The sequence below is a fragment of the Bacillus kexueae genome, from assembly GCF_022809095.1.
Taxonomy (GTDB): Bacteria; Bacillota; Bacilli; order Bacillales; family Aeribacillaceae; genus Bacillus_BZ; species Bacillus_BZ kexueae.
In genome coordinates this window covers 773,776-793,271 of record NZ_JALAZE010000001.1, presented here as the reverse complement: position 1 = coordinate 793,271, position 19,496 = coordinate 773,776, and the positions used below count along the sequence as shown (strand labels likewise).

Below are 19,496 nucleotides of genomic sequence, written 5' to 3'. Positions count from 1 at the left end.
AAGTGGATACAGAAAAGAAGTCAAAACAAAAAATGCCATTAATTCTGCTTAGCTTTAATTTATTTATCGTCATGGTCGGAATTGGGCTTGTCATTCCGATTTTACCCTATTATGTAGAGGCGTTTGGAGCAGGAGCTACGGAGCTAGGCTTTCTCGTTGCCATTTTCGCCTTTATGCAATTTTTGTTTGCCCCTATTTGGGGAAGGCTATCGGACCGAATTGGACGTAAGCCACTTATTACGATCGGCTTGATTGGCTTTGCGATTGCAGAATTTATATTTGCTTTTGCGACGGATTTATGGATGCTATACATATCAAGAATGCTTGCCGGAACCTTTGGGTCTGCACTTATGCCAACTGCGATGGCTTACGTTTCTGATGTAACGTCAACGGAAAAACGTGGGCAAGGCATGGGCGTGTTAGGTGCTGCCATGGGATTTGGTATTGTAGTCGGCCCTGGTATTGGCGGTTGGTTAGCGGAATTTGATTTATCTTATCCGTTTTTAATGGCTGGAATTGCCGCGACGATTGCCGCGATTGTGTCTATCTTGATATTACCTGAATCATTGTCGAAGGAAGACATGGAAAGAGCGAAGCAAAATCAAGGAAATGAAGAAGGACGATTGACCGTTATGAAGCAGGCGTTAATGAGCCCAGTCGGCTTTTTACTCGTCCTTGTCTTTTTAATGAGCTTCGGGCTTGCTAACTTTCAGTCTATTTTTGGTTACTATACATGGGAACGCTACGGCTATGGTCCACAAACGGTCGGGATTATCATTTTGATTATCGGGTTAATCGGTACCATCGTCCAAGGTGGTCTTGTCGGGCGTCTAGTTGAAAAATATGGAGATGAAAAAGTTGTAACAAGCGCGTTATTTATTAGCGCTGTCGGCTTCGTCTTAATGACATTGGCAAACTCGTTTGTCACTATCTTAATTACAACAGGAATCTTTTTTATCGGAAATTCCATTTTACGACCTGCTTTAAATACGTTTATTTCCAAACTGGCAGGCGACCGTCAAGGGATGATCATGGGGTTAAACAATTCATTTTTAAGCTTAGGGAATGTCGCAGGACCAATTTTAGCAGGAGGACTCTTTGAACTAAATATTCACTTGCCTTACTTGTTTGGGGCAACGGTGATGATTTTCGCACTCATCTCGACGAAAATTTGGTTGAAAAAGCGAATGAACGAACAAGCTGCATAAGTTTAAGGAGAGGAGAAACAACCTTGTGAAGTTGTTTCTCTTTCTATATCGTCTGTACCAAGTTTTTCTATAGACGTATGATATACTTAAAGGAAACGATACCGGAAGGAGAGACGGAGATGGCAAAAGGAATCGTTCAATATGAAGTAGGCGAACAGGTTGATGTGTTCTTATTAATCAAGTCGTCTACGAAAGGGGTAGCAAGTAACGGGAAGCCGTTTTTAACGTTAATATTGCAAGACCAGTCAGGTGAAATCGAAGCGAAATTATGGGATGCAAGTCCACAAGATGAGGAAAACTACGCAGCCCAAAATATCGTCAAAATATATGGGGACATTCACCATTACCGTGGACGTAACCAGCTTAAAATCCGAAATATTCGTCTAGCCGAGCCGCATGAAAATGTTTCTGCTGCTGACTTTGTTGAAACGGCACCAATGGGACAAGAGGAAATGGGGCAGCAAATTAACCAATATATATTTGAAATGAAAAACCCAAACATTCAGCGCATTACGAGACATTTGTTAAAGAAACATCAACAAGCTTTTCTTACATATCCTGCCGCGACGAAAAATCACCATGAATTCGCATCTGGCTTAGCTTTTCATGTCGTGTCGATGTTAAATTTAGCGAAGGTCATTAGTGATTTATATCCGAGTTTAGATCGTGATTTGCTATATGCGGGTGTAATTTTGCATGACTTAGGAAAGGTAACGGAACTATCAGGTCCAATCGGAACGAATTATACGGTGGAAGGAAACTTGCTCGGCCATATTTCCATCATGGTCAATGAAATTGCCGAAGCGGCAAAAGAGCTACAAATTGAAGGAGAAGAAGTGATGGTGTTACAACACCTTGTATTAAGCCATCACGGAAAAGCAGAATGGGGAAGTCCGAAGCCTCCGATGATTAAAGAAGCAGAAATCCTCCATTACATCGACAATATCGATGCGAAAATGAACATGCTCGACCGCGCACTTGAAAAGGTGAAACCTGGAGAGTTTACGGAGCGGATCTTTGCTTTGGACAATCGCTCGTTCTATAAGCCAACTTTTCATCAATAACAAACATAATTAAAGATTCCCCGCATAAGATGGTGGTAAAAGCTTGTCTAAGCGAGGGGGATTCTTTACATGATTTTATTACCTTGGTGGGTGTATTTATGCATCATCGGTATTCTCTATAGCGGATATATGGCATTTACAACGACGAAAAAGGAAAAAGAAGTCGAACAAATCTTCATCGAGCGAGAAGGAAACATTTATCTCGAACGAATGAAGAAGGAAAAAGAAAAACGGCAAAAAGAAAAACAAGCACAAGGAGAAAAAGCAAAACTCCCATCCGTTCAATAAAAGGTACCCAAATGGGTGCCTTTTCTTTATGTAATCATTATTGTAGGAAGCTAGGCTCGTGGGTAGGAACATGGGCGAACCGACAAAGAAGTTGGGCGAAAATCACAAAGTTTGGGCGAACCAAACAATACTTGTAAGTATCTCACCATCTAGCCCGAACCCAACGGAATTTTCCCATAAATAAAAAAGAAAACGCCTGAATGAATCAGGCGTTTTCGTATCGATTATTCTTCTTCTGAAATGATGTCTTTTAAGTCGCTATCTTTAATTTTAACGTCCGCTTCTTCAATTGCTTTTTTGATTGCTTCTTCCATCACAGTTGGGTCGTTTAGTTTTTGTTCTTTAACTTCCTCTTTTAGGCTATCTTTCATTTCGTCGAATGGTTTAACCGTCTCGGTTACTTTAATGATGTGGAAGCCGAAGTCTGTTTGAACGATGTCACTAACTTCGCCTTCTTTCAAAGCGAATGCTGCTTTTTCGAACTCTTCAACCATTTGGCCTTCACCGAACCATCCGAGGTCACCGCCATTTTGGGCAGAGCCGTCAGTTGAATATTCTGCAGCTAAGTCTTCGAAGCTCTTACCTTCGTCTAGTTTCGCTTTTACTTCTTTAGCTGTTTCTTCATCAGCGACTAAAATGTGACTTGCGCGAATTTGGCCTTCAAGGGAATCGTAATATTCTTTTAAGTCTTCATCCGTTACTTCCACAGCAGCCTCAGTCGCTTTTTTGCGAAGTAAGTCCACTTTGATCATGTCGCGGACAACATCTTCACCTTGCTGTTCGATAAGGGAATCCAATTGCGCACCATATATTGCACGAAGATTTTCGATTTCTTCGTCAATCTCTTTGTCGGTAACTTCGTATTTGTCTTCTAATACGACTTTATGAACGAGTTCCAGTAAAACATCTTGTCCGAAACGATTTTTCATCGCTTCATAAAATTCTTCTTTTGAAATATCTCCTGCGCTTGTTTCCACAACAGTTTCGCCAGATCCATTGCTACATGCAGCGACTGCGAATAAGCTTGTAGCAGCTACGGTAGCTAGTACAAATTTCTTCATGATTACAACTCCTAATCCAAAAATGTGATGCAAGATAAAACATATATAACACATTTTGACATGAACATCACCATTTTGCAACTATGTTCCAATGAATTGTTTGAAATGTCTTGATAATGTAATGTTTTTGAAAACCGTGACATGCGCCTAAAGCGAACGGAGAATGTCACGCATAGAATAACGTAAAGACACATAAAGGAGGTGTCATCATGAGCGGAGGATATGCTGGTGGTTTCGCGTTAATCGTTGTATTGTTCATCTTGTTAATCATTGTTGGTGCAGCTTGGTTGTACTAATAACGAGGTAAAGACGGAAGTAAAAGAGCTGACAGAATACTGTCAGCTCAGTTTTTTATTGTTATAGAAAGTTTAAGTTCAATAAAGTGTTCTCTTTTCAGTTTTATTGGTGTCTAGCTCCAAGCGCCATCAGCTCGGGTCGTTTCGGCCCTGCTGTGCTGACGGAAGCCTCCTCGCAGGTCCTCCAGCGCCCTTCGCCTAAGGACTTGCGCTTTGCGCTTTTCTGTGAAAATAAAAATTACCTATGAGCTGAATGATCGATCATGATAGGAGAAAGGAAACCCCGGGGAGAATAAATTTTCATGTCCGGGGTGTGAGTGTAAGATCATGTATGTTTCTTATATGTACAAAGAGATAATGCTAGCAAATGACCAATCAATTAAGCATATAAAATTTCTATGTATGAAGAAATAAGTAGTATGGTAATTAAGATATTAATAGTTCGAAATACACTTTGTTGCTTTTCCTCAGGAATCTCTCGAACGACACATAGCGTATTGGTCAGCTTATTTATGTAAAATAAAATAAAGACAGCAAAAATGATAAAGTAATAGAGCATTTGAGATCCCCCTTCCTGTCTCATACATATTACAATATCAAATATTTTATGAAAAAGATAGTTTGAATGTAACGGAGTCCCTGCAAATCAAGTTTTTCTAATCATAACAGCTTTTGGTGAAAATTGTAAAGTTGTTTACGAGAGCGACCTAGCTCTTTTCCTTTTTCTGAAAATGGGCTAAAATATGTTGTAATATTTGTCATAATAAAGGAAGTTGGATCCGTATGAATGAATTGGAAAAGAGAGTTGAAAATTTAGAATATCATTTGCGCCTTTTGCTTAAGATGAGCAATGCTCAAAAATTTCCATTTGATTATCTTGTCGTGACAAAGGGGTTGTCTGAAGAAGAGGTCAATCAATTGATGAACCTTTGTCGGAAACTGGAACTGCAACATGAAGAGCAAAAAGCGCAAGGTCTGCTTTATTATACAGATCTTCTTACGCTTTTTGCCGGTCAATTAAATGAAAAGCTGGATATCAATGAAACAATTGATGCGATGCTTCAACAAGGACTGTTTCCGCAGCTTATGAGCGATTTTAAACGTCTACGTGCTCATTTATAAGTGGTTCGTCCACCGACTCATCGACTTTTTTTAGCTTACCATTTTCTTCGATGAAGTCTTTTTCAATGTTTTCAAACGACTTTTCAAAAATCTCCATGAAATCATCACCATAAATGTTTCGGATAATGGCCATCATCTCAATGATTTCAGGGAATTTACCGTAAAGATCATGGAGCGGAAGAGCCCCTTTAAATACGGAATTGCGGGATGGGTCATAGTCTTCTAGTAACTGTAGTAATAAATCTTCCCCTTTTTGAGTTAGCCGAATATACGTGTTTCGCTTATCGTTTTCCTTCTTCGAGAACTCTAAGTAGCCTCGTTCCTCCAATTTTTTTGAGAAATTGAACGCAGTGGAAACGTGCATGACACCGAATTTTGCAATCTCCGAGATAGATGCACCCTTTAAATGGTATGCAATCCATAAAATATGGTGTTCATTAATGTTTAGGTCATATGGTTTGATCCACTGCTGCCAATCCTTCTCAATAGATTTCCACAATGCTTTACTAAGTTGTGCAACACGTTGACTAAATAGAAGTGCTTCCTTCACCGTGTAATCATTATACGTCCTTTTCATTTTCCCCCACCTACTTTGCTTCTATTCCTCTTTCCTTTTTTAAAGATTAAGTTTCATAGATTGTTATTATCTATTATGCCAATAAAATAAAGATTAATAAAGGTGTAAATTTGCGAAATTTTTAAATAAATAATTTTGGATTAGTCGGGAGTGGAGAAGGGGAGTGCTTTATTTGAGAAAAGTGTCCAAAATTTACTAGAAAGAAAAGCTATATTGTAACAATGAATTCATCGAAAAATGACGAAAAAAATCAAAAGATGGAGAAAAAGGAGGGGCTGTCCAAAAAGTACAGCCCCTCTTTTATCGTTGTTACAGAAAGTTTAAGTTCCTAAAGTGTTAAAGTATTCTCTTTACAGTTTTTTTGGTGTCTAGCTCCAAGCGCCATCAGCTCGGGGCGCTTTGCGCTTTTTCTGTGAAAATAAAAATTACCTATGGGCTGAATGATCGATCATGATAGGTAGATGGTAAAAAGGAAACCCCGGGGAGAATAAATTTTCATGTCCGGGGTGTGAGTGTAAAATCATGTATGTTTCTTATTGATTAAATTCAATTAAATAAACTTATCTGATGGCGGCCGCTTTCCGAACTTGCACAGGACGTGGATGCCTTTAGCAAAGGTTCATTCATCTCCTCCTCGACTCCCATGCTAGTCTGTGGGGTCTTTAGCTCGTGCTGTTCCCGCTGGAGTCGCCACCACCTTTTTTTCGATCAAAACTAATTGGAGGAATGGAAACTACTTTTCGCTGCCATCATTCTAATTTAGGAACTTATCAGACAGCCCATCAAGCATTTGTCCTTTATACTTAATTTGGTGCTTTCGTTGATTCACGAATGGATTGTTCTAATTCTTTCATCTTCTCTTCGATTTCATGCAGTTCTCGTTGAATTTCTTTTGTGTGCGGCTCAATATCTTTCTTCCAAGCTTGAATAGACTCGTTAATTTCATTTGTTACTTCTCGGACGACGGACATGCTTTCTTTTGCTGTATTTGAAAGTTGCGTCTTAATTTGAGTGCCTTCTTCTCGTAGCTCTTGAATGATTTCATCTAATTTTTCCCTGCCTTGTTGCACGCGGCTTCGAACTTCTTTACCAGAAGAAGGGGTGGAGAAAAGGACGGCGGCACTTCCGACGATTCCACCAAACAGTACACCTAATAAAAATGATTGGTTTCTACTCACGACCATCACTCCTGTTTTTGTTTATCTTACGTATATTACAGTCCTTACATTCATTATAAAATTGAAAAGATTGAAACGTAAGACTGTATGTAGTATTTTGTAAACGAATTCCTTACATCTTACGTATCTTTTTCCCTTCCATACATAGGTGCAAACATAGGTTCAAAAGTTTTTGCATAAGGTTTAATAAGGGAGGGTTGACAATGGTTGGATTAATATTTCTCTTTATCATCATTGCGTTGCTGTTTTTTATTGGTGCGGTTCATTATTTAAAGCTTGCCAATACAACGAATTCGTATCCGCCAAAACGTGTATTAAGAAAGAGAGCGATGACATTGGCGGCAGGCGGTGCGGTATCTCTGTTATTTAGCATCGTGTTTTATTATATACAATAAAAAACCCGGCCATATACGGACGGGTTTTGTTGTTGTTCTCAGTTTTCATTAGTTTGATACGCTGACAAAATTAGAGCGTTTTAAAATTTGTTGAACGATTGGATAAATAAGGAGCATCGCAACAGTATTCATAATTGTCGCAGGTAATACAACTCCGACAAACAACGGCATGAACCCTACTCCTCCTGGTAGTCCAACAATGAGAAGGGCCGAAAGTAAAAAGATTGTACCTGACACAATCGTCCCTAAAATCGTTACCATTGAAATGGAAACAGCATGTTTCACGTAGCGTTTTATAAACATGTACAAGCCAAAAATAATGAAAGATGTTAAAATTTTGTCGATAATGTTTGGAAGAAACCCTCCAGGGAAGCTGCTTGTTAAACCGGATAAGATTCCAGTTGCGATACCGAGAACAACGACATTTTTGGCGCTTGGAAATAGCATAATCCCTAAAAACATCATCAATAACATCATGTCTGGCTTCATTCCGTTAAAAAATGGTGGAATGACTCCGTGCAATGCTGCCCCCATGGCAACAAATAAAGATAGCATAACTAAAATACGAGTATTCATTTCTCATCTCTCCTCTACTAAACTCTACTCTAGCTCTCTAGCTAAAACTTACACATATTATAGCAGTCAGTTTCGCCGTTGCAAAGGATTAACCGTGTTGGTGCTGGAATTTTTTCATAAAAGCTGCAAGGCGTTCACAGGATTGTTCAGATACTGCATTATAGATGGAAGCACGGCACCCACCGATAGAACGGTGTCCACTGAGACCGACAAATCCATTCTCTTGGGCTTCTGTTAAAAAGACTTTCGTTAATTCAGCAGAAGGTAATGTAAACGTAACGTTCATTCGCGAACGACTATTTCCCTCTGCATGCCCTCGATAAAAATGGTTACTCGAATCAATAACATCATAAAGCATACTTGCTTTTCGTTCATTGCGCTCTTCTATAGTTGAAAGGCCACCTTCTTCTTTTACCCATTCTAGTACAAGGGATAGCATATAGATGGCAAAAGTAGGCGGTGTATTAAATAAAGAGTTTTTCTCCGCATGAGTATGATAGCTTAAATAGGTCGGTAAGTTATGGTTAGCTTTCTGTAAAAATTCTTTCCGAATGATGACGACAGTTACCCCAGATGGTCCAAGGTTTTTCTGTGCCCCTGCGTATATGAGATCAAACTTTTCAATATCCAGTTGGCGCGATAAGATATCGCTTGACATGTCGGCAATGAGAGGTTTCTTTGTATTCGGAAACTGTTGCCATTGTGTCCCGTAGATGGTGTTGTTGGATGTGATGTGCACGTAAGCACAACGGTCATCGACAGGATCTTCCCAAGAAGGGATGTAGGAATACGTTCGGTCTTTGCTCGAGTTTAATATGTGGGCATTTCCGATTGTTTGGGCTTCTTTTAACGCTTTTTCAGACCATGACCCAGTAAGCGAATAATACCCAACTTCATCGTTTGATAAAAAGTTGTACGGAATCATGGCAAATTGTAAGCTTGCCCCACCTTGTAAAAATAACACTTCATGAGTATCGGGGATATTCATTAGCTCACGGAGCAGTTCCTGGGCTTTACGGTGGACAAAATCATACGTTTTGCTTCGATGACTAAGCTCCATGACTGACATTCCGCTGTTTTGAAAATTCAACAACTCTTTTTGTGCTTTTTGTAACACAGAAAGTGGCAAAGCCGAAGGTCCGGCATTGAAATTATCAATTCGATTCATATTCATCCCTTCCTATTCACGATTATTTCTTACATCCTACCACGAAATATTCGTATCTTGAATATGAATTTTTAGAAAAGTCAAAAGAAAACGATTACAAAGTTGAATGATTACAAATTCGTTACCGATGGGAGGAAGAGAAAAGGTGCTACAATGAAAAAGGAGATTGAAAGGAGAGTGATTTCCGATGGAATGGAAGATTCGACAAGAAACCGAGAAGGATTACGAAACGACAGAAAAAGTAGTGAAACGCGCCTTTTTGAATGCGGAGTATAGTGATCAAAGCGAACATAGACTCGTTTCCCGCCTTCGAAAATCAGAGGCGTTCATTCCTGAACTATCATTCGTTGCAGTCAAGAAAAAGGAAGATGAAATCATTGGTCATATTCTTTTATCTAAAATTTCGATTCAGACAGCCCATCACGCTGTAGAATCACTTGCGATGGCACCTGTCTCGGTTATACCTGAAGCTCAAATGAAAGGGATAGGGAAGTCTCTAATTGAAGAAGGGTTGAAAAAAGCGCAAGAGCTAGGTTACCAATCGGTGATCGTATTAGGGCACCCGACCTATTACTGTAAATTTGGATTTAAAAAGGCATCTTTATGGGGAATAAAAGCACCTTTTGACGTGCCTGATGATGCATTTATGGCCATTGAACTAAAAGAGGGTGCCCTTCACGGTGTATCAGGCGTGGTTGAGTATCCGAGTGTGTTTTTTGAATAATAGAACGAACTAAGGGTACACAATTGCAATTTACGATTTAAGTTCATGACTACTATTGAAGAACAGACGTTAAGGATAGAGGTGACTGACGATCTCCTCAGTGAAGGACTGGCTAGTTTTGGCTCCTAGCGTCTACAACTGGTGATAAGTCGTTATTAGGGGATTTACTCACAGTAACTCCTCTATCTCAGTGTACTTAAATATCTCCTTTTTTTAATTTTTCATTTAAAAGCACGTAGTCCACTTTATTAAACATTATTGCTACCCTGTCTAATCTATCTCCTCGTGGATATAAGTATAACTGTTGTTCAAAGTGTGTTCCTAAAGGTGAAACCGTTTGATGTATCAAGTTTAAAATTTTAAAGCATTCTAAGTCTACGCCCTCTTTTAATTGGTTTTTCACATGAATAATTACATAATCCTCAATTTGTTCGAATCTAAGTCTTTTGGGGGAAATATTATTGGCTTTACAAATCTTCTTTAATAAGTTTTTATAATGATCATTTTGTTCCAAAACAAAATACCTCTCTTTCCTATAGATGTAGCCTCCACTTTTCTAACAGCTTCCTCATATTGCAATCTCTTCTATGGGGTCTCCGCTCGCGCTGTTCTCTAAAGGATAGACGCAACCTTTTTTTTACTCGTTCAAAAAGCAAGTCGATACAAAACGACTTGCTTTTCACTAATTGATTCATTTGGAACTTCTTAGACTCTTATAATTCTCTACGATTGAATAGACAATCCTTCTTTAATTGTGGAAGCAAGTGCGTGAAGGTCGTCTGCTGTGTATTGATCGGCATGGGATTTCCATACGACACCGAAGCCGTCACCTTTTCCGTAACGAGGTACAATGTGCATATGGTAATGGAATACCGTTTGGCCGGCAGCTTGCCCGTTATTATTTACGATATTTAGTCCCTCTGGGTTGAACTTCTCTTTTATTGCTTGAGCAATTTGTGGAACAACTTTAAATAAATGCTGTGCTATATCTGGCGTTAATTCAAAAATATCTTGTTTATGTACTTTCGGAATCACAAGCGTATGCCCTTTCGTTACTTGCATAATATCCATGAACGCAAGTACGTGCTCGTCTTCATATACTTTTGCGGCAGGAATTTCACCGTTTACAATTTTACAAAAAATACAATCTGACATAATATCACTCCTTTTCCACTTTTCTTTATTTTACCACAAGAAAAAGAGAATGTTTTTGAAAAGGGGCTCTGTCTTCATTTTTTAACATAGAAAAAGGGAACGGACTCGTAGGTGCCGTTCCCTTTGAAGAGGGATAGACTTTCCAACTTACTCAACTTTTCTAAAATGAATCGTTTTTCAATGGAATGAAACAGGTTAATTGTCTTTGACAAACACCTCATCTACTGTGTAGAAATGGTTGCAGTGTGAAAAATGATTAACATTAAATGGTCATCGCTGAACATAAAATGTTCATTTTCCTTCTTACAATTGTTCAAAGTAACCATCCCCTTATCAAGACGTGACTTCAGATTAATCTGTTATCGACATCCATCATTTATGGGAGTATTTACAGATGATTTGCCTTTCGACAAAATCATTTTGAACTGTCGTTTGACAAACACCTCATTTTCAATTGTTTTCCCTCTTCGACTATTATGATAACCAGCTTGCAAATTTCTATACGCCCGTTTTTGTAAAAACTTTTTTGGAGCTTGATGATTTTAAGACGAATCAAAAACACCGTTTCTCCTGCGGAATAAAGAGGGAAGGTCGAGACCCCGCGGGCGTGCTGAGGAGGCTCGAATTTCTCTCCTCAGAAAGCAAGTGTCTGGAGCGGAATTTAACGATCAATTCCAAATTAGCCTCGTGGTGATTACGTAAACATCCTTTGAAAAGATTTTATCGTTAAATTTTGGTATGATAAAGAGAAAAGATATTGAGAAGAAAGGACCTTTTATCATGACGTTACTTAGCGTGGAAAATGTGACGGGTGGTTACACGAAACACCCTGTGTTGAAAGATGTTTCGTTTGAAGTAAATCGGCATGAAATTGTCGGGTTAATCGGATTAAATGGTGCAGGGAAAAGCACAACGATTAAGCATATTATTGGATTAATGGAGCCATTTCAAGGAAAAGTGAAAATAAATGGAGAGACGTTTACAGAACAAAAGGAAACCTATCGGAAGCAACTAAGCTACATACCAGAAACGCCTATATTATATGAGGATTTAACGTTGTACGAGCATTTAGAACTAACGGCAATGGCATACGGATTGGACAAAGAAACCTTTAAGAAAAGATTGCCGACTCTGCTAAAAGAATTTCGTATGGAAAAGCGACTTAAATGGTTCCCTGCGCATTTTTCTAAAGGGATGAAACAAAAAGTCATGATCATGTGTGCCTTTTTAGTTCAGCCCAATTTATATATCATTGATGAACCGTTTGTTGGGCTTGACCCGTTAGCGATTCATTCCTTACTTGAAATGATGAAAAAAGCGAAGGACCAAGGAGCAGGCATTTTAATGTCGACACATATTTTAGCAACAGCTGAAAGATATTGTGATTCATTCATTATTCTTCACGAAGGGACAGTGCGTGCAAAAGGGACGTTACGTGAATTACAAGAACAATTTCAAATGCCATCTGCTACTTTGGATGACTTATACATTCAATTGACGAAGGAGCAAGAGGAATGAATTCGGTTCAGCAAATTTGGAACAAACGTTTTGCAGAATATGTGAAAGAACTACGAACGTACTTAAAATTCATGTTTAATGACCATTTATTATTTGTCCTCCTGTTTTTAGTTGGTGGCGGGGCATATTGGTATCAAGGGTGGCTTGATGAGATTCCGAGCAACTTTCCAGCATCGTTTGTCATCGCCCTAATTTGGACGAGTACGGTATGTTATGCTCACGTACGTACGTTATTAAAAGAAGCGGATATGGTGTATATGATTCCATTAGAGCATGAATTTCGCCCGTATTTTAGAAAAGCATTTGTGACAAGTTATTGGATGCAATTGTATCCGCTTGTCCTTGTAACGGTCGTCCTTATTCCGCTATATGTTCGCGTATTTCAAACTACCCCTCTTGGTCTTTTTATGGCTTTTGGGTTATTACTCGGTTTAAAACTATGGAATCAATGGATGCAGTGGTTGACGAGCTTTTTCTCTGATCGTATGCATCATATACGTGATTTCATTGTACGTGTTCTAATTAGCTATGCTGTGATTTACTTTTTTCTTCAGAATGCCTATCTGTTTCTATTCATCACGTCTGTTATTGCGGTCGCGTATTCTTGGTATTCTTACCGTGCTGTGAAACAAAAGCCGATAAATTGGGAGCAGTTAATTGCAGATGAAGGAAGAAGACAAAATCGTTTTTACCAAATCGCTAACTTATTTACCGATGTTCCGAAGTTGAAAAATCAAGTGAAGCGTCGGAAATGGTTGGACTGGGTGTTAAAAAGAGTGTCCTATCACCAACGAAATACATATATGTATTTATTCATTCGAAGCTTTTTACGTTCTGGCGATTATTTTGGGGTGTTTTCAAGGTTACTTGTAATTGGACTGTTGCTCATTTTGTTCCTTCCGATGCAGCTTTTTGGTAGTGTAATGGTTTCGGTAGCGGTGTTATTTTTAACGGGCCTTCAATTGGTCGGATTATATAAGCAACACGACTTGCTTTTATTGCCGAATTTATATCCTGTTAAAAGTGAATGGAAGCGAGGAAGCTTTTTACGCTTACTCTCTCAACTATTGATGGTTCAGGCTACTGTGTTAGCCCTTGGGACGATACTGCAAGTCGGAATGATGGAAGGTTTGCTTCAACTCGTCCTCACCCTCCTATTTTCGATTTCGCTCGTAACATTTTATATTGGTAAGCGATATATTAAACCGTAAAAGGGGCTGTGCTTTTTGAACAGCCCCCTTTCCATTGTTGTTACAGAAAGTTGAAGTTCAATAAAGTGTTAACGTATTCTCTTTACAGTTTTTTTGGTGTCTAGCTCCAAGCGCCATCAGCTCGGTTCGCTTCGGCCCTGCTGTGGCGACGGAAGCCTAATCGCAGGTCCTCCAGCGCCCTTCGCCTAAGGACTTGCGCTTTGCGCTTTTCTTAAAACATAATGAAACGTTTTAAGGCTTTCATCCGTATTAATAAAGAAGAGTGAACGAGAGGGTGGTTTCATTGACGAATGATCAATTGTATGAGGAAGCACTCCGATGGAAGTTAAAGCAAATGAAAAGACCTTCTGTTTGGAAGCGCACATCGAAGCAAATTCAGACGAAAATTAATCAGCGAATTCCTGAGAAATTTCATGAAGTCGTAACACAAAGTGTGCAAACGATGGTGAATGCGACGGTAAAGGGGAATGAGTATTTACCGAAAAAAAGCTATCCACACTTTTTGCATTTAGCTGAAAAAGAAGCAGAGCTCATGAGAGTCATGAAGCGCTATCAAAAAACAGCCGCGTTAGAAGGGGTTGGAACAGGGGCAGGAGGATTGTGGCTCGGTCTTGCAGATTTTCCGCTTTTATTAGGAATTAAAATGAGATTTTTATTTGAAGCTGCCTCTCTTTACGGCTATGACATGACGCGCGTAGAAGAAAGATTTTTTATTTTAAAGGTGTTTCAACTTGCTTTTTCATACGATGAACGAAAAGAGGAATTAATTGAACAAATTGAATCTTGGGATTTAAAGCCCGTTGAACAAGAAATCGACTGGCGCTCATGGCAACAAGAATATCGCGATCATATCGATTTAGTGAAAATGATGCAAATAATACCGGGTGTAGGTGCGGTCGTGGGTGGAGTTGCGAACTACCATCTTATGAAACATTTAGCGGAATATACAATGTATGCGTATCGCCTTCGAATTCTTCCAAATGAGTGAACCTTTCACTCATTCCTCTTAAATCCCCATGTCGAATTTTATATTTCCTTGGAAATACCCTCGATAATCGAGAAGGTTTTTGTCGAATAGGCAGGTGTGAATAACTTCTTTTTTGCCATCGTCTGCTGAATTTCTTGAAGGGGATGGCGTTCGTTCCATGACTCAAAATCGAGCGCCTGACGCCAAAAAGTAATAATTAAATAAGGGTTATGCTTTATAGGCCTTAAAATACGGTAAGCGCTATTTGAAGATGGGTGTTTCAATAAGTACTCTTCGGCCCGACTTTCAAACAACGGCTTTGCCTCTTCTGTGATTGAAAAATAGTGAAAGGCAACAAAGGAAGAAAACTGATGCATATTTCCAGTACCTTTCAGTACTTGGTACGAAATCGGTTCTTTAAAAAGGGTTGAACCGGTCGTTTCATGCAAAAGAATCGTTGTAAGCTTGTTTTGTAGCATTAACATTTGCTCATGAGGATGTGAAGCAACGATCTTTTGTAAATAAGAAAGGGTGCCAAATGTCATATATAAATTCATGTTTTTTCCTCCATTTTAACGAGTAGAGATTTCCTTTATTATTTACCCTAGTCTATTCTTTACAAACACATACATAGAGGAGGTAATAATACCCAATAATAGAAAAAAGGATGTAAGATGCGAGGTGACAGGTGATTGAATAACAAATGGTTGAATATTTTTCTATTGGTTGCAAGTACTTCGATCGTGGCCTTCATTGGATATATGTTTATTCTTTTTCTCGGTAATTATGTAGTGGATGAAAAGAAACTCATTTTAAATACGTCTTCTGAATTAGTTGATTTAGATGGAAATACCATCACAAAGATTTACGTCGAGAATCGAGAGTACGTAGAAATAACAGATATACCCGATTCAGTACGGAATGCGTTTATCGCTGTAGAAGATAAACGGTTTTATGAACATACTGGAATTGATTTGCGTGCTATTGGACGAGCTCTATACCGAGACCTTCTTGCGGGTGGGAAAGTGGAAGGGGGAAGCACGATTACCCAGCAATTGGCGAAAAATGTGTTTTTAACACAAGATAAGACGTTGCTTCGGAAAACGAAAGAAGCCATCATTGCCATAAACCTTGAGCGAAAATATCCAAAGGATAAAATATTGGAAATGTATTTAAACCAAGTGTACTTTGGACATGGCGTTTACGGGATTCAAGCAGCATCGCAGTTTTATTTTCAAAAAGATGTAAATGAATTAAAGCTAGATGAAGCTGCGCTGTTAGCGGGCATTCCGAAAGCGCCCGCCACTTACTCCCCTCTTCTAAATGAAGAAAAGAGCAAAAAAAGACGTAATCTCGTGTTGGATTTAATGGAAAAGCAAAATTTCATTACACCTGAAGAAGCCGTTCGGAATCAAGGGAAAACGATTGGTTTAAAAGTCAAAGAAATACAAGACATGCCGTGGCTTTCAACGTACATTGATATGGTGTTAGCAGAAGCAGAAGAAAAATACCAATTATCGAATGAAGCGCTTTTAAAAGGAGGATATCGAATCGTCGTTCCCGTAAATGCCCACTTACAAAAGCGGGCATATGAATTATTTCAAGAAGATGTCTACTTCCCAGGAACGAACGATGCGGTAGAAGGGGCTTTCGTCCTCATTGACAATGAAACAGGCGGTGTAATTTCTGCAATTGGTGGCCGAAATTATGTACGGAAAGGCTTGAACCGAGTAGATGTGAAAAAACAACCTGGTTCAACGATGAAGCCGATTGCCGTCTATGCACCTGCTATGGAGGAAGGGTTATTTGAGCCTTATTCGTTTTTAAAAGATGAGAAGATGAGTTTTGGTGATTACACCCCACAAAATCACGATCAAAAATATGATGGCATTGTAACTATGTTTGACGCACTTATTTCATCTAAAAACGTTCCAGCCGTATGGGTAATGGAAAAGCTTGGTGTTGAGACCGGGAAAAAGTATTTAGAAAAAAATGGTATAAAGATTGAGGATGAAGGACTTGCTGTTGCACTTGGCGGTTTATCTTACGGGGTATCACCGATTGAGCTAGCGAACGCCTATCGCACATTTGCCCAAAATGGCACGTACAGTGAGCCTTATTTTATCCAAGCGATTTACAATCAAGAAGGGAAGGAACTGTCTCCCCCAAACCGAGTGAAAACAGTTGTGTATTCTCAGCAAACTGCTTGGAATATGACACGGATGCTCGAGCAGGTAGTCAAGCAAGGTACAGCTATTCATGGAGAATACAATGGCGCATTAGCAGGGAAAACAGGGACTACCTCCTTTTTAGGGAAAGAAGGAGCGGCGAAAGATGCTTGGTTTGCTGGTTTTACACCTGAGGTGAGTGGAGCAGTTTGGATCGGTTACGATCAAACGAATGAGCAACAATACTTAAAAGCAGGGAGTTCCTATGCGACAAAACTGTTTAAAGCAATTATGAAAGATACACATATCGAAGCGAAAAAAGTTTTTTCCCTCCCTGATGGACTCGTTGATTTAGAAGAGCCTATTCGTTTAGAGAGAATAGAAAATTATCGTGTAACCTACACTTTTAAGCCTCTTCAATTGTTTACGGTTCAACTAGCGTGGAAACCGCAAGCGGATGAGCGAGTTGTTTATAAAATTTATCGCAAAGGGAAGGATGGCGAACGTGAGTTTATCGGAAGCGTTCAAGGAAAAGGGCTGTATGAAATGACTTTCGTAAATATTTTTTCAGGGGATGCTTATCAAGTCGTTCCATACAACCCACAAACGCAGAAAGAGGGGCAAGGAACGGATTATGTTGTTCCGAATTGGGGATAAATGGATAAGGTGATTGGCCGTCATAAAATGGTCAAATTGTTTCGTCGATTTTTTGAAAATTGCTGTTTATTTCTATACAAGAAACGATGAAAACGATATATTGGAAAAGGATATATTCAACGTGAAAGAAACATGCTTCTAAAGGGGGATTACGATGACTCAACAGAAAGAGTTTAACGATACATTTTTAAAAGCGGCACGTGGTGAAAAAACAGATCATGTACCAGTATGGTATATGCGACAAGCAGGGCGTTCACAGCCGGAATATCGTGCATTAAAAGAGAAATACAGCTTATTTGAAATTACGCATCAACCAGAATTGTGTGCGTATGTAACGAGACTACCAGTTGAGCAGTATAATGTCGACGCAGCTATTTTATATAAGGATATTATGACGCCACTACCTGCAATTGGAGTGGATGTAGAAATTAAAACAGGAATTGGACCGGTTATTGATAATCCAATTCGCTCAATGCAAGATGTAGAAAAGCTAGGCGAAATTAATCCAGAAGAAGATGTTCCGTACGTATTAGATACGATTAAACTATTAACAAATGAACAGTTATCGGTACCTTTAATCGGTTTTGCAGGTGCTCCATTTACACTGGCAAGCTATATGATTGAAGGCGGACCTTCAAAAAATTACAATAAGACAAAGGCATTTATGTATGCAGAACCGAAAGCATGGTTTGCGCTGATGGACAAGTTGGCACAAATGACTATTACATATGTAAACGCTCAAATTGATGCAGGGGCAAAAGCAATCCAAATTTTTGATTCGTGGGTTGGAACATTAAACGTAGCGGACTATCGTTATTTTATTAAACCGACGATGGAGCGAATTTTCTCTGAATTACGTAAAAAAAATGTTCCGCTCATTATGTTCGGTGTCGGTGCAGGTCATTTGGCAAAAGAGTGGCATGACCTGCCGCTAGATGTCGTTGGTTTGGATTGGCGTTTACCGATTACAGAAGCGCGTCAAATGGGCTTAACGAAAACACTTCAAGGGAATTTAGACCCAGCTATCTTACTTGCTCCTTGGGAAGTGATTGAAGAAAGAGCAAAAGCCATTTTAGATGCGGGTATGATGCAAGATGGATACATTTTCAATCTTGGACACGGTGTATTTCCACAAGTAAAGCCGGAAACGTTAAAGCGATTAACGGCGTTTATTCATGAATACTCAAGCAAAAAATGAGGTGTTAAGCATGACGAAAAAGAAAATGGGCTTACTCGTAATGGCCTACGGTACTCCTTACAAAGAGGAGGACATTGAGCGCTATTATACGCATATTCGTCGCGGACGTAAGCCGAGTGAGGAAGCGATTCAAGAGTTAACAGATCGCTACCGCGCCATTGGAGGCATTTCTCCTTTAGCGAAAATAACAGAAGAGCAAGCAAAAAAACTAGAAGATCATTTAAATTCGATTCAAGACGAGATTGAATTTAAAAGCTATTTAGGTTTAAAACATATTGAGCCATTTATTGAAGATGCTGTACAAGCAATGCATCAAGATGGGATTACAGAGGCGGTCAGCATCGTATTAGCTCCGCATTTCTCAACATTTAGTGTAAAGTCTTATAATAATCGGGCAAAAACAGAGGCGGAAAAGCTCGGAGGTTTGACGATTACATCTGTCGAAAGCTGGTATCAAGAGCCAAAATTCATTCAATATTGGGTCAATCAGGTGAATGAAACGTATGCCAAAATGTCTGAAGAAGAGAAAAGTAGCGCTGTGTTAATCGTTTCTGCACATAGTTTACCGGAAAAAATTAAAGAGCTCGGCGATCCGTACCCTGACCAATTACAAGAAACGGCGGATTTAATTGCGAAGGAAGCAAACATTACGGACTATGTCGTTGGTTGGCAAAGTGAAGGAAACACGCCTGAGCCATGGTTAGGACCAGATGTTCAAGATCTAACCCGAGATTTATATGAAGAAAAAGGGTATCAAACGTTCGTATACATTCCAGTTGGGTTCGTATCGGACCATTTAGAAGTGTTATACGACAATGACATTGAATGTAAAGTAGTAACCGACGAATTAAATGCTTCTTATTATCGACCGGAAATGCCAAATGCAAAACCTGAATTTATTGATTGTCTTGCAACCGTTGTATTAAATCATGTTGCACAAAAGAGACAATAAAGAAGGCGATAAA

At 39.3% G+C, this 19,496-nt stretch carries 22 protein-coding genes; 13 read left to right on the top strand and 9 right to left on the bottom strand.

Going from position 1 to position 19,496, the window contains the following annotated elements; genetic code table 11:
- Positions 1 to 2: 2 nt before the first annotated feature.
- The 3 genes from ML543_RS03990 (at position 3) to ML543_RS03980 (ending at position 2,560) form a co-directional block, all read left to right on the top strand.
- A complete protein-coding gene (locus tag ML543_RS03990; RefSeq protein WP_243385840.1) occupies positions 3 to 1,208 on the top strand; it encodes an MFS transporter in 1,206 nt (401 codons plus the stop codon).
- Positions 1,209 to 1,327: 119 nt separating this feature from the next.
- Positions 1,328 to 2,272, top strand: a complete 945-nt coding sequence (yhaM, locus tag ML543_RS03985; protein WP_243385839.1) for a 3'-5' exoribonuclease YhaM — start codon at positions 1,328 to 1,330, stop codon at positions 2,270 to 2,272.
- A gap of 69 nt (positions 2,273 to 2,341) precedes the next feature.
- Positions 2,342 to 2,560 (top strand): sporulation YhaL family protein, encoded by a 219-nt coding sequence (locus tag ML543_RS03980; protein ID WP_243385838.1) that lies wholly within the window; start codon positions 2,342 to 2,344, stop codon positions 2,558 to 2,560.
- Between the two features lie 224 nt (positions 2,561 to 2,784).
- On the opposite strand, the gene ML543_RS03975 is transcribed toward ML543_RS03980, so the two are convergent.
- Positions 2,785 to 3,621 (bottom strand): peptidylprolyl isomerase, encoded by an 837-nt coding sequence (locus ML543_RS03975; RefSeq protein ID WP_243385837.1) that lies wholly within the window; start codon positions 3,619 to 3,621, stop codon positions 2,785 to 2,787.
- Positions 3,622 to 3,830: 209 nt separating this feature from the next.
- On the opposite strand from ML543_RS03975, the gene ML543_RS03970 reads away from it, so the two are divergent.
- Positions 3,831 to 3,917: a YjcZ family sporulation protein gene (locus tag ML543_RS03970; protein ID WP_243385938.1), complete on the top strand. Its 87-nt coding sequence runs from the start codon at positions 3,831 to 3,833 to the stop codon at positions 3,915 to 3,917.
- 379 nt (positions 3,918 to 4,296) lie between these two features.
- Here the strand turns inward: ML543_RS03970 and ML543_RS03965 are convergent, their stop codons facing one another.
- Positions 4,297 to 4,476, bottom strand: coding sequence for a hypothetical protein (locus ML543_RS03965; protein ID WP_243385836.1), 180 nt, complete (start codon positions 4,474 to 4,476; stop codon positions 4,297 to 4,299).
- A 224-nt stretch (positions 4,477 to 4,700) separates the two neighbouring features.
- Here ML543_RS03965 and ML543_RS03960 point away from each other — a divergent pair, with 224 nt between their 5' ends.
- Positions 4,701 to 5,039: a DUF1878 family protein gene (locus ML543_RS03960; RefSeq protein WP_243385835.1), complete on the top strand. Its 339-nt coding sequence runs from the start codon at positions 4,701 to 4,703 to the stop codon at positions 5,037 to 5,039.
- Here the strand turns inward: ML543_RS03960 and ML543_RS03955 are convergent.
- Together ML543_RS03955 and ML543_RS03950 are read right to left on the bottom strand one after the other, a co-directional pair.
- Positions 5,014 to 5,616, bottom strand: a complete 603-nt coding sequence (locus tag ML543_RS03955; RefSeq protein ID WP_243385834.1) for an HTH-type transcriptional regulator Hpr — start codon at positions 5,614 to 5,616, stop codon at positions 5,014 to 5,016. The two genes, ML543_RS03960 and ML543_RS03955, sit on opposite strands and share 26 nt — an antisense overlap.
- A gap of 803 nt (positions 5,617 to 6,419) precedes the next feature.
- Entirely contained in the window at positions 6,420 to 6,794 is a 375-nt protein-coding gene (locus ML543_RS03950; RefSeq protein WP_243385833.1) for a YtxH domain-containing protein, read from the bottom strand.
- A gap of 203 nt (positions 6,795 to 6,997) precedes the next feature.
- Here ML543_RS03950 and ML543_RS03945 point away from each other — a divergent pair, with 203 nt between their 5' ends.
- Positions 6,998 to 7,189 (top strand): membrane protein YhzF, encoded by a 192-nt coding sequence (locus ML543_RS03945; RefSeq protein ID WP_243385832.1) that lies wholly within the window; start codon positions 6,998 to 7,000, stop codon positions 7,187 to 7,189.
- A gap of 48 nt (positions 7,190 to 7,237) precedes the next feature.
- Here the strand turns inward: ML543_RS03945 and ML543_RS03940 are convergent, their stop codons facing one another.
- Both ML543_RS03940 and serC read right to left on the bottom strand, forming a co-directional pair.
- Positions 7,238 to 7,765 carry a tryptophan transporter gene (locus ML543_RS03940; RefSeq protein ID WP_243385831.1) on the bottom strand — a complete coding sequence of 176 codons (528 nt, stop codon included), beginning with the start codon at positions 7,763 to 7,765 and terminating at the stop codon, positions 7,238 to 7,240.
- Positions 7,766 to 7,853: 88 nt separating this feature from the next.
- A complete protein-coding gene (serC, locus tag ML543_RS03935) occupies positions 7,854 to 8,933 on the bottom strand; it encodes a 3-phosphoserine/phosphohydroxythreonine transaminase (RefSeq protein ID WP_243385830.1) in 1,080 nt (359 codons plus the stop codon).
- Positions 8,934 to 9,120: 187 nt separating this feature from the next.
- Between serC and ML543_RS03930 the strand changes: the two genes are divergently transcribed.
- A complete protein-coding gene (locus ML543_RS03930; RefSeq protein WP_243385829.1) occupies positions 9,121 to 9,657 on the top strand; it encodes a GNAT family N-acetyltransferase in 537 nt (178 codons plus the stop codon).
- Between the two features lie 196 nt (positions 9,658 to 9,853).
- Here ML543_RS03930 and ML543_RS03925 read toward each other — a convergent pair whose 3' ends face one another.
- Together ML543_RS03925 and ML543_RS03920 are read right to left on the bottom strand one after the other, a co-directional pair.
- Positions 9,854 to 10,171 (bottom strand): hypothetical protein, encoded by a 318-nt coding sequence (locus ML543_RS03925; protein ID WP_243385828.1) that lies wholly within the window; start codon positions 10,169 to 10,171, stop codon positions 9,854 to 9,856.
- A gap of 209 nt (positions 10,172 to 10,380) precedes the next feature.
- Entirely contained in the window at positions 10,381 to 10,812 is a 432-nt protein-coding gene (locus ML543_RS03920; RefSeq protein WP_243385827.1) for an HIT family protein, read from the bottom strand.
- Between the two features lie 780 nt (positions 10,813 to 11,592).
- On the opposite strand from ML543_RS03920, the gene ML543_RS03915 reads away from it, so the two are divergent.
- From ML543_RS03915 to ML543_RS03905, 3 genes are all read left to right on the top strand, one after another.
- Positions 11,593 to 12,330, top strand: coding sequence for an ABC transporter ATP-binding protein (locus ML543_RS03915; RefSeq protein ID WP_243385826.1), 738 nt, complete (start codon positions 11,593 to 11,595; stop codon positions 12,328 to 12,330).
- The gene (locus tag ML543_RS03910) at positions 12,327 to 13,541 is read left to right on the top strand and encodes an ABC transporter permease (RefSeq protein ID WP_243385825.1); all 1,215 of its coding nucleotides are present in this window, start codon (positions 12,327 to 12,329) and stop codon (positions 13,539 to 13,541) included. Before ML543_RS03915 ends, ML543_RS03910 begins: the two co-directional genes overlap by 4 nt.
- Before the next feature lie 274 nt (positions 13,542 to 13,815).
- Positions 13,816 to 14,529, top strand: a complete 714-nt coding sequence (locus ML543_RS03905; RefSeq protein WP_472924417.1) for an EcsC family protein — start codon at positions 13,816 to 13,818, stop codon at positions 14,527 to 14,529.
- A gap of 38 nt (positions 14,530 to 14,567) precedes the next feature.
- Here ML543_RS03905 and ML543_RS03900 read toward each other — a convergent pair whose 3' ends face one another.
- A complete protein-coding gene (locus ML543_RS03900; protein ID WP_243385823.1) occupies positions 14,568 to 15,065 on the bottom strand; it encodes a hypothetical protein in 498 nt (165 codons plus the stop codon).
- 135 nt (positions 15,066 to 15,200) lie between these two features.
- Here ML543_RS03900 and ML543_RS03895 point away from each other — a divergent pair, with 135 nt between their 5' ends.
- The 3 genes from ML543_RS03895 (at position 15,201) to hemH (ending at position 19,483) form a co-directional block, all read left to right on the top strand.
- Positions 15,201 to 17,333 (top strand): transglycosylase domain-containing protein, encoded by a 2,133-nt coding sequence (locus ML543_RS03895; protein ID WP_243385822.1) that lies wholly within the window; start codon positions 15,201 to 15,203, stop codon positions 17,331 to 17,333.
- Positions 17,334 to 17,487: 154 nt separating this feature from the next.
- A complete protein-coding gene (hemE, locus tag ML543_RS03890) occupies positions 17,488 to 18,531 on the top strand; it encodes a uroporphyrinogen decarboxylase (RefSeq protein ID WP_243385821.1) in 1,044 nt (347 codons plus the stop codon).
- A gap of 10 nt (positions 18,532 to 18,541) precedes the next feature.
- Complete coding sequence (gene hemH, locus ML543_RS03885; RefSeq protein WP_243385820.1) at positions 18,542 to 19,483, top strand: ferrochelatase; 942 nt, start codon at positions 18,542 to 18,544, stop codon at positions 19,481 to 19,483.
- Positions 19,484 to 19,496 lie beyond the last annotated feature (13 nt).